Here is a 14,969-nt window from a genome sequence, read left to right as displayed (position 1 = left end):
CGACAAGGAAGACGGCTCTAGTCCTCGTCGCCCTTCTTCTTGCCGCGCAAGCCCAGCTTGGGCTTGCCGTTGCCGCTGGCGGCCTGGCCGTCGCGCACCGTGAAGCGTTGCAGGTTCTTCTTCGGCGCTCGCGCCGCGTCCGGCTTGCTGCCCCGGTAGCCACCGCCCTCACCGGCCGGCTTGCCAAAGGGGCGGGCTCCCGCCGGACGCTCGCCATAGGCTTTCTTGGCATAGGCGGGGCGTGCAGCGCCGTCCTCGCGGGCAAGGCGTGGCTTGAACGCCGGACGCTCGCCCTCGCCGGCACGCGCCGGGCGCTCGCCGTAGGGATTCTTGCCATAGGCAGGACGGACGGCGCCGTCCTCACGCGCGGCGCGCGGCTTGTAGGCCGGGCGCTCACCGCCAGCGGCGGCGCGCTCGCCATAGGGCTTCTTGCCGTAGGCCGGACGGGCGCCGGACTCCTCGCGGGCGAAGCGCGGCTTGAACGCCGGACGCTCGCCCTCGCCGGCACGCGCCGGGCGTTCGCCATAAGGCTTCTTGGCGTAGGCCGGACGCGCGGCGCCATCTTCGCGCGCGGCACGCGGCTTGTAGGCCGGGCGTTCAGCGCCGGCGGCGCCACGCTCGCCATAGGGCTTCTTGCCGTAGACCGGACGGCCAGCCGCCTCGCCACGCGGCGCGTAGGGGCGCTCGCCACCGGTCTCGCGACGGCGCGGCGGCGGCGCGCTGTCGCCACGCTCGGCGTAGCTACGCTCGGACTTGGCACCGAAACCGCGCGCCTTGAACTGCTGCGGCTCACCGCCGCCGGCCGGCACCGCGCCGGCCACTTCCTTGCGCCAGGGGCTGGGCTTGCCGGCCCGAGGCTTGGCGCCGGCTTCATAGGCGCTGGCCGCGCGGGCCGGACCCGGGGCGGCCGCATCCCGCTTTTTCTCGAAGCGCTCGGTGCGTTCGACCTGCTTGCGCTCGTCGCGGCTGGCCTTGCTCCAGCCCTCGGCACCGGACTTGAACTGCGGCTTGGGCCCGGCAGCCTTGGGTTTGCCACCCTGCGGAAACTCGCTCTTGGCGCGGTGCGATTCCCGCACCCGCTCCGGCAGGGCTTCGCTGTGGTCCATGCCGACGGCGTCGAGCAGCTTGTGGATCTCGTCGCGGGTCGCCTCGCGGTAGCTGCCGCTCTTGATGCCACGGCCGAGCTTGATCGGCCCGTAGCCGGTGCGGATCAGGCGGTTGACGGTGAGCCCCTGCGACTCGAACAGGCGCCGCACCTCGCGGTGCCGGCCCTCGGTGATGGTGACCACGAACCAGTGATTGGCACGGCCGCCGCTGCCTTCGCCTTCCGACTCGTCGTCTTCGATCTCGTTGTCACCGAAGCGGATGGTCTCGAAATGCGCCGGGCCGTCTTCCAGTTGCACGCCGGACTGCAGGCGCTGCATGAAGCCCTCGGGCAGCTCGCCGAGCGCACGCACCGCGTACTCGCGCTTCTGCTCGAAGCTCGGGTGCATCAGCCGCCGCGCCAGCTCGCCGTGATTGGTCATCAGCAGCAGGCCGGAGGTGTTGACGTCCAGGCGGCCGACCGCGATCCAGCGCCCGGTTTCCAGGTCCGGCAGTTTGCGGAACACCGTGCGCCGGCCTTCCGGGTCTTCGCGGGTGACCATTTCGCCGGTGCGCTTTTTGTAGATCAGCACCTTCAGAGGTTCGTTGCCGCCCTTGAGCGAGAGCCGCTTGCCGTCGAGCTTGACGGCATCACTCTCGTCGATCTTCTGGCCAATTTCCGCCGGCTGGCCGTTGACCACCAGGCGACCTTCGACGATCCAGTCCTCGACCTCCCGGCGCGAGCCGTAGCCAAGATTGGAGAGGTATTTCTGGATGCGTTCGGACATGGGACGGCTCGGTCGTGGCGCCTCACGGCGCGAAAAAAGAAAGCTGGCGATGATAGCCAGGCATCGTGATCGTCATGCCGGCGAAAGCCGGCATCCAGTCCCAGCCCTTGAGCGGACTCCACGACTGGATTCCGGCTTTCGCCGGAATGACAAGCAAATCTAGTGAATCGTCACATCGGCCGGCGGATCGGTCTCGATCACCGGCGCCGGCTCCTCGGACTCGGAATCGGCCACCGCGATCTCCAGCGGCTGACCGGCGAGGCGGCTGAGCGCGGCTTCCAGCTGCTCCATGTCCTTGATCTCGGGCAGGGACGGCAACTGGTCCAGCGAGCGCAGGCCGAGATCGTCGAGCAACTGCGGCGCGGTGCCGAACAGGCTGGGCCGGCCCGGGGTTTCGCGCACACCCACCTCGCGGATCCAGCCACGCTCGATCAGGGTCTTGAGGATGTTGGGCGACACCGCCACACCGCGAATCTCCTCGATCTCGCCACGGGTGATCGGCTGGCGATAGCAGATCAGTGCCAGGGTTTCGAGCAGGGCGCGGGTCAGCTTGGGCGGCTTTTCCTGCCAGAGCCGCGCCACCACCTCGGCGTAGTCGGCCTTGACCTGGATGCGCCAGCCGCTGGCGACCTCGCGCAACTCGGCGGCGCTGTCGGCCAGGCGCTGTTCCAGGCGCTCCAGCGCCAGCCGCAGCTCGCGGCGGCCGATGGGCGCATCCGGTGCCAGCAGCTTCACCAGCGCGTCCAGGCTCAGCGGTTGGTCGGCGGCCAGCAGCAGCGCCTCGACCAGGCGCGACAGGCGCTCCAGATCATGAGCCGGCGCCGCTGCGGCTTCCGGCGCTTCGGCGGCTTCGAGTTCGGGCTGGTCTTCAATCTCGTTCATTCGTAGCTCGCCTCTTCGGTCCAGTCCTCGTTGACGTCGCGGTCCTCGCGCGGGCGGCCGACGTCGATCAGCACCGGCGCGAACGGCGCGTCCTGCACCAGGTCGATCAGCGCCAGCTTGGTCAGTTCCAGAATCGCCAGCAGCACCACCACGACGCCGGCCTTGCCCTCGGACAGATCGACCAGATCGCGCAGCTCGCAGGCGCCGTGGTTCTTCACATGCTCCAGCACCCGGCTCATGCGCTCGCGCACCGACAAGGGCTCGCGCGCCACCTGGTGACGGCTGAACAGCTCGGCGCGCTGCAGGACATCGCGCAGCGCCAGCAACAGCTCGCGCAGATGCGGCGTCGGCAGCGGCCGCTCCAGCTTGATCTCTTCCGGCTTGGCCGAGGCCAGATGCCAGTCGCGGCCCAGGCGCGGTAGGCCGTCGAGGTTTTCTGCGGCGGTCTTGAAGCGCTCGTATTCCTGGAGCCGGCGCACCAGCTCCATGCGCGGGTCGCCGCCCTCGTCGGTCTCGGCGACCGGCTTGGGCAGCAGCATGCGGCTCTTGATCTCGGCCAGCAGCGCGGCCATCACCAGGTACTCGGCCGCCAGCTCCAGGCGCAGACCCTGCATGAGCTGGATGTACTGCACGTACTGACGGGTGATGGTCAGCACCGGGATGTCGAGGATGTCGAGGTTCTGCCGGCGGATCAGGTACAGCAGCAAGTCCAGCGGGCCTTCGAAGGCCTCGAGCACCACCTCCAGCGCGTCCGGCGGGATGTAGAGGTCGTCCGGCAGCTTCTCCAGCACCTGGCCGTGCACCTTCACCGGATGCGCGACCAGCGCCTCCGGGCTCGGCTCGACGACGCTGGGCTCGGTCTCGCTCATTCCGGAATGAACCCCAGCGCCTCGTGCACGCGCTTGAGCGTGGCATCGGCCTGCGCAGCGGCGGCATCGGCGCCGGCGCGCAGCACCTTGCGCAGGCCGGGCACGTCTTCGCGGATGCTGGCGTAGTGGGCCTGGATGGGCTTCAGGCATTCCACCACCGCCTCGGCGACCTCGGTCTTGAAGTGGCCATAGCCCTTGCCGACATAGCGCGCGGCGATGCTGTCGAAGCTCTCGCCCTTGATCGCGCCGAGGATGGACATCAGGTTGGAGACGCCCGGCTTCTCGGCGATATCAAAGCGGATCTCGCTGCCCAGGTCGGTGACCGCGCGCTTGATCTTGCGCGTCACCACGTCCGGCGCGTCGAGCAGATAGATGGCGTCGGTCTCGGCGTCGCCGGACTTGCTCATCTTCGCGGTCGGGTTCTGCAGGCCCATCACCCGCGCGCCCACCGGCGGGATCATCGGCTCCGGCACCGTGAACACGGCGCCGTAAAGACCGTTGAAACGCTGGGCGATGTCGCGGGCCAGCTCCAGATGCTGCTTCTGGTCGTCGCCCACCGGCACCTGATGCGCTTGGTAGAGCAGGATGTCGGCCGCCATCAGCACCGGGTAGTCGAACAGGCCGGCGTTGATGTTGTCGGCATGCTTGGCGGACTTGTCCTTGAACTGGGTCATGCGGTTGAGCTCGCCCATCTGCGTGTAGCAGTTGAGCACCCAACCCAGGCGCGCATGGGCACCGACATGGCTCTGCACGAACAGGGTGTTGTTCGCGGGGTCGAGACCGCAGGCGATATAGAGCGCCAGAAACTCGTAGCAGCGCTCGCGCAGCACCGCCGGGTCCTGGCGCACGGTGATCGCGTGCAGGTCCACCAGCATGTAGTAGCAGGAGTAGCGCTCCGACAGCGGCACCCAGTTCTTGAGCGCGCCCAGGTAGTTGCCGATAGTGAGCTTGCCGGAGGGCTGGATGCCGGAGAGGACGATGGATTTGCTGTTGGACATGAGTTGCGCGCTAAGCCTGGATGCCGAACAGGCCGAGGATGAGGGTTTGGCTGATGCCCACCAGGGGGCCGAGAATCTTGCCGAGGATGCCGGTGGCCATCAGCACGATGAGGATCACCAGGCCGTAGGGCTCGAGCTTGGCAAGGGCGATGGCGGGCTTCATCGGCAGCAGACCGACCGCGACGCGGCCACCGTCCAGCGGTGGCATCGGTAGCAGATTGAGCACCATCAGCACCAGGTTGATGCTGATGCCGGCGATGCTCATCTGCGCCACGCCCAGCCAGAGGCCGGCGCTGACATCCTGGCCCAGAGCCATTTTCAGCAGCAGCGCCCAGCCCATGGCCATGAGCAGATTCACCGCCGGGCCGGTGACCGCGACGATGGCCATGTCGCGCTTGGGGTTCTTGAGATTGCGGTAATCGACCGGCACCGCCTTGGCCCAGCCGAACAGGAAGCCACCCAGGAGCAGCAGCAGCGCCGGCACCAGCAAGGTACCAATCGGATCAATGTGCTTGATCGGGTTGAGCGACAGCCGCCCTTGGGCGGCGGCGGTGTTGTCGCCCAACTGGCGGGCGACATAGCCGTGCGCCACCTCGTGCAAGGTGATGGCGAACAGCACGGGTAGCGCCCAGACGGCGATCTTCTGGACGAGAGGGAGGAGTTCGGGCATGGCAGCATTATACCTGCCGCTCCGTCCCAGCCCGGCGCCCTCTACGAGGCTTAACCGAGCCCCAACATGGAAACGTCGCCACGCCCCTGGCGCACCAGCACCGGCGCGTCACCGGAGAGGTCGATCACTGTCGTCGGTGTCAGGCCGCAGTTGCCGGCATCCAGCACCAGATCGACCGAATGCAGCAACTGCTTCTCGGCGTCCTGCGGCTCGCTGACCGGCTGATCCTCGCCAGGGAATTGCAGGGTGCAGGAGATCAGCGGCCCGCCCAGCGCCTCCAGCAGCGCCTGCGCCACCACATGCTCGGGCACGCGGATGCCAATGGTCTTGCGCTTCTCGTGGCTGAGCCGCTTGGGCAGGTCCTTCGAGGCTGGCAGGATGAAGGTATAAGGCCCGGGCGTGAGCAGCTTGAGGATGCGGAACTGCCAGTTGTCGACCTTGGCGTAATGCGCGATCTCGGACAGATCACGACAGACCAGGGTGAACTGGTGGTGCTTGTCGAAGTCGCGGATGCGCCGCAGCCGCTCGGCGGCGGCCTTGTCGTCGAGCTGGCAGCCGAGCGCGTAGCAGGAGTCGGTGGGATAGGCGATCACCGCGCCACGGCGCAGTTGCTCGGCGGCCTGCGCGAGCAGGCGCTTCTGCGGATTGACCGGATGCAGTTCGAGAAATTCGGCGGGCATCGCACATTGTAGGCCCAGCTACAATCGCGGGATGAAAACCCTGCTCGACCTGCTGCCCGCCATCGCCTTCATCTGCGCCTATTACTTCGGCGACATCTACCTCGCCACCGGCGTGCTGATCGTTTCCATGTTCGTCACCGTCGCCGGCCACTGGCTGATCAGTCGCAAGCTGCACAAGGCGCACTTCATCGGCGCCCTGGCGGCCCTGGTGCTGGGTGGCATCACCCTGGTGTTCCGCGACCCGGACTTCATCAAGCTCAAGCCCAGCGTGGTCTACACGCTGTTCGCCGCCGCCCTGCTCGGCAGTCATCTGATCGGTGACAAGGTGCTGCTGCAACGCATCCCGCAGAAGATGCTGGTGATGCCAGACACGGTCTGGAAGCGGGTGAACCTGGCCTGGGCGGCGTTCTTCCTGTTCTGCGCAGTGCTCAACTACTACGTCGCCCACCATTTCGACGAGGCCACCTGGGTCAAGCTCAAGGCCTTCGGTTTCTCGCTGATCATGATGGCCTTCATGTTTGCCCACCTGCCCTTCCTGAGCCGCTATCTGGTGCAGGAGCAGGACGGCGCGGAGAAGAAGTGATGCTCTACATGATCCTCGGCCAGGACGGCCCCGACGCGCTGCCCAAGCGCAAGCTGGCGCGCCCTGCGCACGTTGAGCGCCTGCGCGCACTGCAAGCGCAGGGTCGGCTGGTGTTGGCGGGCCCCAGACCAAAGGTCGATTCCGATGCCCCGAACGAGGCCGGCTTCCACGGCAGCCTGATCGTCGCCGAGTTCGCCAGCCTGGCCGAAGCCGAGGCCTGGGCGGCGGCCGATCCCTACCTGTTGCAGGGCGTGTACGAGCAGGTGCTGGTGCAGCCCTTCGTCAAGACCTTCCCAGAATGAGCGCCGGCCGCGTCGCGCGCATCGAGTCGGCTTTGCGAGTGGCTTTTCCCGACGCCGACATTGAGGTGCAGGACGACAGCGCGCAACACCTCGGCCATGCCGGTGCCGCCAGCGGTCGCGGGCATTTCCGGGTGAGGCTGGTTTCGGCGACCTTCAGCGGCCAGCCGCTCTTGGCGCGCCATCGCGCGGTCTACGCCGCGCTGGGCGAGCTGATGCAGACCGACATCCACGCGCTGGCGATCGAGGCGCGACCGCCAGCCTGATCCCGCGCAAGGCGCTTCAGCCCTCGCCCGCCAGCAGAGTCTGCAAGGCCGCCCAGTCGAGCACCGGCACGCCGAGTTTCTCGGCCTTCGCCAGCTTGGAGCCGGCAGCCTCGCCGGCGAGCAGGAAGTCGGTGTTTTTCGACACGCTGCCTGACACCTTTCCGCCCTGCGCCTCGATCAGCGCCGTGGCCTGCTCGCGCGAGACGCCGCCGGGCAAGGTGCCGGTAATCACCACCGTCTTGCCGCTGAGTACACCTTGCGCTGCCGCTTTCGGGGCTGGCCATTCGATGCCGGCGGCGACCAAGGCGGCGATCACCGCGCGGTTGCGCGGCTCGCAGAAGAAATGCACGACGTGTGCGGCCACCGTCGGGCCGACATCCGGCACCGCTTGCAACTCGGGATACGCCGGAGCCCGCTCGTCTTCAGAGCGACGGATGGCTTTTCCTAGCGCGCGTTCCTGCTCCTCGCGGGCGGCTCGGATCTGGCGCAGCTTCTCTGCGTGATCGGCGTCGCGTTCGGCGGCGGCATAGAGCGCCTCCAGCGTGCCGAAATGACGCGCCAGATCGCGTGCCGTGGTCTCACCGATCTGCGGGCAGCCGAGCGCGAACAGGAAGCGCTGGAAGCTGCTCTGCTTGCTGTGGGCAATGGCCTCGACGACGTTGGCGGCGGACTTCTCGCCCATCCGCTCCAGTCCGGCCAGTTCTTCCGCCGTCAGCGTGTAGATGTCGGCCGCCGAGGCGACGCGACCGGTGTCGATCAACTGGGCCAACAGCTTCTCGCCCAGGCCCTCGATGTCCATCGCCTTGCGGCCGACGAAGTGGATCAACGCGCCGTGCAACTGCGCGCGGCAGGACAGGCCGTTGGTGCAGCGGGCGATGACCTCGCCCTCGACGCGCTCGACCTTGCCGCCGCAGACCGGGCAGGCCGGCACCAGTTCGATCCTGGGCCTGGCCTCGTGGGCCAGACGCGCCGTCTCGTCGGGCAGGCGCACCGCCAGCACTTCCGGAATCACGTCGCCAGCGCGGCGGACGATGACGGTATCGCCCACCCGCACGTCCTTGCGCTCGACCTCGTCCATGTTGTGCAAGGTGGCGTTGGAGACGGTGGCGCCGCCGACGAACACCGGCTTGAGCCGCGCCACCGGCGTCAGCGCGCCGGTACGGCCAACCTGGAATTCGACTTTTTCCAGCACGGTCTCGGCTTCTTCCGCCGCGAACTTGTAGGCGCAGGCCCAGCGCGGTTCGCGGGTCACCGATCCCAATTCCTCGCGGCCGGCGAGATCGTCGAGCTTGAACACCACGCCGTCGATGTCGAAGCCGAGCTGCGCGCGCCGCGCGCCGAGCTGCTCGAAGTAGCGCAGGCAGCCATCGACGCCAATCACCCGCTCCACCAGCCTGGACACCGGGAAACCCCAAACGCGCAACTGTTCCAGCACTTCCGAGTGCAGACGGGGCGCCTGCCAGCCCTCGCTGTAGCCGACGGCATAGGCGGTGAACGCCAGCGGGCGCTGGGCGGTGATGCGCGGATCGAGCTGGCGCAGACTGCCGGCGGCGGCGTTGCGCGGATTCACCGGCACTTTCTCGCTGCGCGCCGTGGCCTCGTCGACCATGCGCCGGAAGCCCTCCCAGGGCAGGTAGACCTCGCCACGCACTTCCAGCAGCGGCGGTACAGCGCCGCGCAACTGCAAGGGAATGCTGCGGATGGTGCGCAGATTCTCGGTGATGTCCTCGCCGGTTTCGCCGTCGCCACGGGTGGCGCCGCGTGTGAGCCGCCCCTGCTCATAGATCAGCGATACCGCCAGGCCGTCGAGCTTGGGTTCGCCGGTATAGGCCACCTCCGGAATCGCCAGGGTCTCGCGGACGCGGCGGTCGAAGTCGCGCAACTCGTCTTCGTCGTTGCACTTGCGCAGCGACTGCATCGGCAGACGGTGGCGCACCTCGGCGAACTCCCGCAGCGGCGCCCCGCCGACGCGCTGGGTCGGCGAGTCCGGCGTCAGCAGCTCGGGATGCGCGGCTTCCAGCCGCTGCAGCTCCAGGAACAAGGCGTCGTACTCGGCGTCCGAAATGCTCGGATCGTCGAGTACGTAGTAGCGGTGGTTGTGCTCGTCGAGCTGTGCCCGCAGCACCTCGGCACGGGCGGCTGGCGTACTCATGAGTGAGCTTGCGAAGAAATCGTAGCGAGCATGGCCTGATGCAAGGAATAGCAGCGCAGCAACCGCAGCGTACTCAAGTACGTGAGGATTGCGAGCAGCGCATGACGCCGCAGCAGGTCAGCGCAGTCGATTTATTCACAAGCTCAGGCGGTGGGGTGTTGCCGCGCCCAGTGCTCGACATCGTGTTCGAGCTTCAGCAGCGCCTCCGGCGTCAGCGGCTTGCGGCGCATGTCGTAGACCTCGGCGTTGAGCGCCTGGGCCAGGGCATGGGCGGTCTGCAACATCTCGCGAAAGGCGGTGACCGGCGGCAGCGGCCCCGGCAGCACCAGGAACATCGACAGGCCCGGGGTGCTGAAGCCGGTCGCCTCGGCGGGGTCGAGATAGCCGGGCTTGAGCAGGCTGGCGACGCTGAACACCGGCTCGCCGCCCGCCAGGCGGTGATAGATCTGCTTGTCGCCAAACGCCAGACCCTGCGCCTTGAGCGCGGCATGAATCTTCGGGCCGTTGATGTGGGTGCCGTCGCGCTCGGCGATCAGCAGGGCGACAATCTTTTGCTGTACCGGCGGACGGGTCGCGGCCTCGGAAGCGGTGGGCGCACCATCCAGGCGCGGCGCGACCTTGCGCGGCTTGCCGACACCAAACTCGTCGAACTGGCCGGTGCTGTTGAACATGTCGAGCTGGGCCTCGGCGGCACGCCGAGGCAGGCCCAGCGTAGGCTCACCGCCGCCACCGGGTTGCCAGTCGCGCAGACCGTTGCCGCGCCGACGCGACGCCCACCAGACCGCGACTGCGGCCCCTACCCCCACAACCAACAGCGCCCACTGCAGTGGCGTCATCGTGCGTTCTCTTGTGGCAACTCCGAACCGGTCAATTCCACTGCCTGCGCCACGTCCACACTCACTAGGCGCGAGACGCCCGGCTCCTGCATGGTGACGCCGTGCAACTGGTTGGCCAGCTCCATGGTGATCTTGTTGTGCGTAATGATAATGAATTGAACGCCTTGCGACATTTCCCGGACGATCTCGCAAAACCGGCCGACGTTGGCGTCATCCAGCGGCGCATCGACCTCGTCCATCAGGCAGAACGGTGCTGGATTGAGCTGGAACAGCGCCAGCAGCAGCGCCACCGCCGTCATCGCCTTTTCACCGCCCGAGAGCAGCTGGATCGTGGAATTGCGCTTGCCCGGCGGCCGCGCCATCACCCGCACACCGGTGTCGAGCAGGTTGTCGCCAGTCAGCTCCAGATAGGCCTCGCCGCCGCCGAAGAGCTTGGGGAAGCGGTCCATGAACACAGTGTTGACGGTGTCGAAGGTCTGCTTGAAGAGATCACGGGTCTCGGCGTCGATCTTGCGCATCGCCTCTTCCAGCGTGTCCAGCGCGCCGGTGAGATCCTGGTTCTGCTCGTCGAGGTAGGTGGCGCGGGTCTGCGCCTCCTCCAGCTCCTGGATCGCGGCCAGATTGATCGCGCCCAGACGCTCGATGCGGCGCAGCATCGAGGCCAGCTTTTCCTCCCAGGGTTCGGCGGCGGCGTCGGCCGGCAGGCCGGCACGCAGCGGTTCCAGCTCGAAGCCGGTCTCGGCCACCTGCTCCAGCAGCGAGGCCTCGCGGGCCTTGTCGCCCTCGGCTTCCAGGCGCGACTGCTGTAGCGCGTCGCGAGCGGCGTCCTGGCCAAACTCGGCCGTGCGCGCAGCTTCCTGCGCCTGGCTCAGCGCCCGCTCGGCAGCGCTCAGGCGCTCACGGGCGCCGCGCAGTTGCTCGCGCTTGGCGGCGACCAGCTCGCGGGCAGCTTCGACTTCGCCAGCGGTTTCGGTGACCGGCGCATCCAGCTCGCCGGCCTGGGCCTCGTACTCGGCCTTGGCCTCGGCCTGCGCGGTGACCCGCGCGGCGAGATCCTGCAAGGCCTGTTGCAGCGCGGTGACCGCGCTCTTCTGCCCGGCTAGGCGCAGTTGCACGGCGTTGCGCGCCTGCGCCGCCTGGTTGAGCAGGGCACGCACGCGGTTGACCTGATCGCGGGCGCGCGCCTGCGACTGCTGCAGCTCGACGCGCTCCTGACGCAGGCGGGCGGCGGTGGCCTCCAACTGCACCAACTGCTCGCGGGAGGCGGCCAGCTCCTGGCTCTGCTGCTCCTGCTGGGCGTGCAGCGTCTGCAATTCCTGACTCAACTGGTTGAGCCGGTTGAGCACCTGCTCCAGGCGCACCGCCTGCGCCTGCCGGAAGGCCTGGCGCTGCGACTGCCGCTGCCGGCGCTGCTCGACCCGCGCGGCCTGTTCGCGGCGCTCGGCTTCGAGGCTCTGCGCCTGATTGCGCAGGCCGCCCAGGCTCTGCTCCTGCTCGGCGACCTTTGCCGCCAGGGCGTCCACCTGTGACTTGAGCTGCTTGAGCAACTGGGCGCGCGCCAGCACGCCGCTCTGGGCGTCGCCGGTCTTGGGGTGGCGCACCCAGCCACGGCCGCGCCAGACGCCGTCCGGGGTTACCACCGACTCGCCGGCGAGCAGGGTTTCGGCGCGACCGCGCGCCGCTTCGGTATTCGGCGCGACGAACACGCCGTGCAGAAATTCCAGCACTGCTGCCGGCCCGCGCACATGGTGCGAGAGGCGGTCGGCATCGCCAGGCGGCACGCCGGGGGTAGCGTCGAGCAGGGCGATGCCGGCCTTGGGCGCACTGGCGGCATCGGCGTAGGTGGGCGTCAGCGGCGCCTGCAAGAGGCCGCCGAGCACATGCTCCACCGCCGCCTCCCAGCCACCTTCAACGCTCAACTGCGAGGCCAGGCGCGGCGCCTCCGTGAGGTTCTGCGCCCGCAGCCACTGGTTCAGCTCGGCATCGTCCTGGCGCAGCGCGGCCTGTTGCAGGGTTTCCAGCGAGGCCAGACGGCCGCGCGCCGACTGCAGGGTCTGGCGGTCTTCGTGCAGGTTCTTTTCCAGATTGGCGCGGATGTCGCGCTGACTGGCCAGCTCCTGATCGACCTGCTGCAAGCGGGCACTGGCCTCGGCCAGCTCGGTTTGCAGGCTAGCCAGCTCGGCATCGCAATCGCTCAGGCTGGCCTGGATCGGTGCCGCGTCCAGCGTCGCCTGCTCGCCGGCGAGGCGCTTGACCCGCTCGTCCAGCATCAGCCGGGCGCGGTCGAGCTGTTGCACGCGCACGCGCTCGGCCTCGACCTGGGTCAGCGGCGCTTCGGCGCGCGCCAGGTGTTCGTTCCACTTCTGCTGCTCGGCCTGGGACTCGGCCTCGGCCTTGCTGACCGCCGCCAGGGCCTCGCCCTCGGCGGTCTCGGCGTCCTGCGCCTGCTGCTCCAGCGCGGCGACATCGGCGTTGAGCGACAGCAGCCGCTGCTGCTCGCGCTGCTCGCGCTGCTGCAATTCCAGAAGCTGGCGGCTGAGCTGTTCCAGTTCGCGCGCCTTCAGGCTTTGCAGCTCGCGAGCGTGCTTGAGCGCCTGCTCGTGGCGGGCCAGGGCGGCTTCGGCCTCGTAGACCTGGGCCTGCTCGCCATTGAGCAAGTCCTGCTCGGCCTTGAACGCCGCCTCGGCCTGCTGGCGGCCGGCATAGCTCTCGATCACCGCCCGTTTGGCGGCCTCGAAGGCCTGCTCCTGGGCCGCGATCTGGGCCAGGGTGGCGCTGCGCTGCTGCTCCAGGGCGACCAGGCGCAGCACCAGAATCTCAGCGCGAAGTTGTCGCTCCTGAGCCTTGAATTCCTTGAACTTCTCAGCGTTGGAGGCCTGCTTGGCCAAAACCTCCAGTCGCGTACCAAGTTCGCTGCGCAAGTCATTGAGGCGGGAAAGGTTTTCCCGCGTCTGCTTGATTCGCGACTCGGTTTCGCGCCGGCGCTCCTTGTACTTGCTGATGCCGGCCGCTTCTTCAAGCCACTGGCGCAACTCGTCGGGTTTGGCCTCGACCATACGGCTGACCATGCCCTGCTCGATGATCGCGTACTGGTTCTTGCCGCCCAGACCGGTGCCGAGGAAAAGATCGGTGACGTCGCGCTTCAGGCACTTCTTGCCGTTCAGGTAGTACTGCGAGTTGCCGTCGCGGGTCAGCTCGCGCTTCACCGAGATGTCGGTGTAGGCGGCGTAGGGGCCGACGATCTGCTGGTCGGAGTTGTCGAACACCAGCTCCACCGAGGCACGGCCGACCGGCTTGCGCGACTTCGAGCCGTTGAAGATCACGTCCTCGGAGTCGGCGCCGCGCAGGTTCTTGATGCTGGTCTCGCCCAGCACCCAGCGCACCGCGTCAATGAGGTTGGACTTGCCGCAGCCATTGGGGCCGACCACGCCGGTCAGGTTGGACGGCAGCGGCAGCGAGGTCGGATCGACAAAAGACTTGAAGCCCGCGAGCTTGATGGCGGTAAGACGCATTGACGGTTTGGCTTGGAGCCGCGTGGTCGCGGTCTAGATGGACGGGCGGACGCCTAGTGTACTAATTCGGGCCGCCGCACTCGAACCGCCCATAGCGCCGAAGCTGGCGATGCTTTCAAGTTTGCCGGAGCGCATCAATAATTCACGCCCTCTTGCGGCCTCGCCGTCCCGGTCGCACCCGATTTTCCAACCTTGCAGGCAGTCCTCCGCCATGTCCACCCAGCCCTCGAAGGCCCTAGAAACCTTCCCCAACCCGAATCCGGCGCGCGATTTCCTGATCCGCATGCGGATGCCGGAATTCACCTGCCTGTGCCCGAAGACCGGTCAACCCGACTTCGCGACCTTCTACCTGGAGTACATCCCGGGCGAGCTGTGCGTGGAGCTGAAGTCACTGAAGCTGTACATGTGGAGCTACCGCAACGAAGGCGCGTTCCACGAGGCGGTGACCAACCAGATCCTCGACGATCTGGCGGCCGCCACCCAGCCCAAGTTCATGCGCCTGACCGCCGACTGGTACGTGCGCGGCGGCATCTACACCCATGTCACCGTCGAGCACCGCCAGCCCGGTTTCACCCCCGCTTTCGCCGACCCCAGCGGCCTGCCGCCGGCGAAGTGGGAGGGTTACCAGAACCACTGAGCGCGCGTGCGGCCAGGCTGAAGGCTCTCAGAACCGCCACTTCAGACGCATCTGTAGCACCGGCTCATCCTGCTGGCCGGTGCTGCTCTTCCAGCAAGCCTGCTGGATGGTGATAACCGCCTTGCCACGCAGGCCGAGCAGGCGATCGGCGTCGATGATGAGTTGTGGCGCGACCTGCAGGCGGCGGTCACGGTCGCGAATCTGAAACGAGGCGTCGAAGCGATCGACGCTGACCAGATCCACCGCCGCCCCCAGGGACCACAACTCCGAGGGCTCCGGACTTTGGTCCTCCCCCAGTATCCAGCGGGCACCGCGATCCAGCTCGTCGCCGCGCGGATGCAGCATGAAGTGCAGCTTGCCAGCGTCCGGCAGGTCGAAATCGACACCAATACCGTTGCGAATGTCTCGGACCTGCTCTACCACCTCGTGATTGCGCAGTTGCAGCAGGCGCGCCAGGCGGTTGAAGGCACCACTCAGACGCGGGTCATTGGTGGAAAACCCGATGCGGTAAACGCCAAGCACGTCGCCGGAATACCCCTTTTGCGCCTCGATGCTCAGGTTCACGTTCAAGGGAATGCTGCCGAACAGCTCCTGCGCCTGTCCGGCGGCCGCGAGCTGCTGACCACTGAGCCAGAGCATCAGCCCGTAGGCCCCACGGCGACAAGCCGCGATCAGCCCCTTGCGCCTCCGCTCCCGACCATTCTTCGACATGCT

The 14,969-nt window shown here is 67.6% G+C and carries 14 protein-coding genes; 4 read left to right on the top strand and 10 right to left on the bottom strand.

Annotation, left to right across the window (positions count from 1 at the left end):
- Nucleotides 1-17: 17 nt before the first annotated feature.
- The 6 genes from ED208_RS09115 to ED208_RS09090 form a co-directional block, all read right to left on the bottom strand.
- On the bottom strand, nt 18-1,871 hold the full coding sequence (locus tag ED208_RS09115; RefSeq protein ID WP_123211564.1) for a pseudouridine synthase: 1,854 nt from the start codon (nt 1,869-1,871) through the stop codon (nt 18-20).
- A gap of 159 nt (nt 1,872-2,030) precedes the next feature.
- Nucleotides 2,031-2,753, bottom strand: a complete 723-nt coding sequence (gene scpB / locus ED208_RS09110) for an SMC-Scp complex subunit ScpB (RefSeq protein ID WP_123211563.1) — start codon at nt 2,751-2,753, stop codon at nt 2,031-2,033.
- The gene (locus ED208_RS09105; RefSeq protein WP_123211562.1) at nt 2,750-3,622 is read right to left on the bottom strand and encodes a segregation and condensation protein A; all 873 of its coding nucleotides are present in this window, start codon (nt 3,620-3,622) and stop codon (nt 2,750-2,752) included. Before ED208_RS09105 ends, scpB begins: the two co-directional genes overlap by 4 nt.
- A complete protein-coding gene (gene trpS, locus ED208_RS09100; protein WP_123211561.1) occupies nt 3,619-4,620 on the bottom strand; it encodes a tryptophan--tRNA ligase in 1,002 nt (333 codons plus the stop codon). Before trpS ends, ED208_RS09105 begins: the two co-directional genes overlap by 4 nt.
- A 10-nt stretch (nt 4,621-4,630) precedes the next feature.
- Nucleotides 4,631-5,290, bottom strand: a complete 660-nt coding sequence (locus tag ED208_RS09095) for a site-2 protease family protein (RefSeq protein ID WP_123211560.1) — start codon at nt 5,288-5,290, stop codon at nt 4,631-4,633.
- A gap of 50 nt (nt 5,291-5,340) precedes the next feature.
- Nucleotides 5,341-5,970, bottom strand: a complete 630-nt coding sequence (locus ED208_RS09090) for an L-threonylcarbamoyladenylate synthase (protein ID WP_123211559.1) — start codon at nt 5,968-5,970, stop codon at nt 5,341-5,343.
- A 31-nt stretch (nt 5,971-6,001) separates the two neighbouring features.
- On the opposite strand from ED208_RS09090, the gene ispZ reads away from it, so the two are divergent.
- From ispZ to ED208_RS09075, 3 genes are read left to right on the top strand one after another with little or no spacing between them, the layout of a single operon-like run.
- Entirely contained in the window at nt 6,002-6,553 is a 552-nt protein-coding gene (gene ispZ / locus ED208_RS09085) for a septation protein IspZ (protein ID WP_123211558.1), read from the top strand.
- Nucleotides 6,553-6,855 carry a YciI family protein gene (locus tag ED208_RS09080; RefSeq protein ID WP_123211557.1) on the top strand — a complete coding sequence of 101 codons (303 nt, stop codon included), beginning with the start codon at nt 6,553-6,555 and terminating at the stop codon, nt 6,853-6,855. Before ispZ ends, ED208_RS09080 begins: the two co-directional genes overlap by 1 nt.
- Nucleotides 6,852-7,118 carry a BolA family protein gene (locus ED208_RS09075; RefSeq protein WP_123211556.1) on the top strand — a complete coding sequence of 89 codons (267 nt, stop codon included), beginning with the start codon at nt 6,852-6,854 and terminating at the stop codon, nt 7,116-7,118. Before ED208_RS09080 ends, ED208_RS09075 begins: the two co-directional genes overlap by 4 nt.
- A gap of 16 nt (nt 7,119-7,134) precedes the next feature.
- Here the strand turns inward: ED208_RS09075 and ligA are convergent, their stop codons facing one another.
- The 3 genes from ligA to smc all read right to left on the bottom strand — a co-directional run bounded on the left by ligA (nt 7,135) and on the right by smc (nt 13,618).
- Nucleotides 7,135-9,270, bottom strand: coding sequence for an NAD-dependent DNA ligase LigA (ligA, locus tag ED208_RS09070; protein WP_123211555.1), 2,136 nt, complete (start codon nt 9,268-9,270; stop codon nt 7,135-7,137).
- A 143-nt stretch (nt 9,271-9,413) separates the two neighbouring features.
- The gene (locus ED208_RS09065; RefSeq protein ID WP_123211554.1) at nt 9,414-10,106 is read right to left on the bottom strand and encodes a cell division protein ZipA; all 693 of its coding nucleotides are present in this window, start codon (nt 10,104-10,106) and stop codon (nt 9,414-9,416) included.
- Entirely contained in the window at nt 10,103-13,618 is a 3,516-nt protein-coding gene (gene smc / locus ED208_RS09060) for a chromosome segregation protein SMC (protein ID WP_123211553.1), read from the bottom strand. Before smc ends, ED208_RS09065 begins: the two co-directional genes overlap by 4 nt.
- A gap of 211 nt (nt 13,619-13,829) precedes the next feature.
- Between smc and queF the strand changes: the two genes are divergently transcribed.
- On the top strand, nt 13,830-14,255 hold the full coding sequence (gene queF, locus ED208_RS09055; protein ID WP_123211552.1) for a preQ(1) synthase: 426 nt from the start codon (nt 13,830-13,832) through the stop codon (nt 14,253-14,255).
- Nucleotides 14,256-14,282: 27 nt separating this feature from the next.
- Here queF and ED208_RS09050 read toward each other — a convergent pair whose 3' ends face one another.
- Complete coding sequence (locus ED208_RS09050; RefSeq protein WP_148044721.1) at nt 14,283-14,966, bottom strand: hypothetical protein; 684 nt, start codon at nt 14,964-14,966, stop codon at nt 14,283-14,285.
- Between the last annotated feature and the right edge of the window lie 3 nt (nt 14,967-14,969).

The sequence above is a fragment of the Stagnimonas aquatica genome (assembly GCF_003730135.1).
Taxonomy (GTDB): domain Bacteria; phylum Pseudomonadota; class Gammaproteobacteria; order Nevskiales; family Nevskiaceae; genus Stagnimonas; species Stagnimonas aquatica.
Note: the sequence above shows the minus strand (reverse complement) of the source record. Positions and strands in the feature narration are given on the sequence as shown.

Coding starts and splice junctions, on each gene's coding strand:
- ED208_RS09115 (WP_123211564.1), bottom strand. CDS start 1,871: ATGTCCGAACGCATCCAGAAATACCTCTCCAATCTTGGCTACGGCTCG.
- scpB (WP_123211563.1), bottom strand. CDS start 2,753: ATGAACGAGATTGAAGACCAGCCCGAACTCGAAGCCGCCGAAGCGCCG.
- ED208_RS09105 (WP_123211562.1), bottom strand. CDS start 3,622: ATGAGCGAGACCGAGCCCAGCGTCGTCGAGCCGAGCCCGGAGGCGCTG.
- trpS (WP_123211561.1), bottom strand. CDS start 4,620: ATGTCCAACAGCAAATCCATCGTCCTCTCCGGCATCCAGCCCTCCGGC.
- ED208_RS09095 (WP_123211560.1), bottom strand. CDS start 5,290: ATGCCCGAACTCCTCCCTCTCGTCCAGAAGATCGCCGTCTGGGCGCTA.
- ED208_RS09090 (WP_123211559.1), bottom strand. CDS start 5,970: ATGCCCGCCGAATTTCTCGAACTGCATCCGGTCAATCCGCAGAAGCGC.
- ispZ (WP_123211558.1), top strand. CDS start 6,002: ATGAAAACCCTGCTCGACCTGCTGCCCGCCATCGCCTTCATCTGCGCC.
- ED208_RS09080 (WP_123211557.1), top strand. CDS start 6,553: ATGCTCTACATGATCCTCGGCCAGGACGGCCCCGACGCGCTGCCCAAG.
- ED208_RS09075 (WP_123211556.1), top strand. CDS start 6,852: ATGAGCGCCGGCCGCGTCGCGCGCATCGAGTCGGCTTTGCGAGTGGCT.
- ligA (WP_123211555.1), bottom strand. CDS start 9,270: ATGAGTACGCCAGCCGCCCGTGCCGAGGTGCTGCGGGCACAGCTCGAC.
- ED208_RS09065 (WP_123211554.1), bottom strand. CDS start 10,106: ATGACGCCACTGCAGTGGGCGCTGTTGGTTGTGGGGGTAGGGGCCGCA.
- smc (WP_123211553.1), bottom strand. CDS start 13,618: ATGCGTCTTACCGCCATCAAGCTCGCGGGCTTCAAGTCTTTTGTCGAT.
- queF (WP_123211552.1), top strand. CDS start 13,830: ATGTCCACCCAGCCCTCGAAGGCCCTAGAAACCTTCCCCAACCCGAAT.
- ED208_RS09050 (WP_148044721.1), bottom strand. CDS start 14,966: ATGTCGAAGAATGGTCGGGAGCGGAGGCGCAAGGGGCTGATCGCGGCT.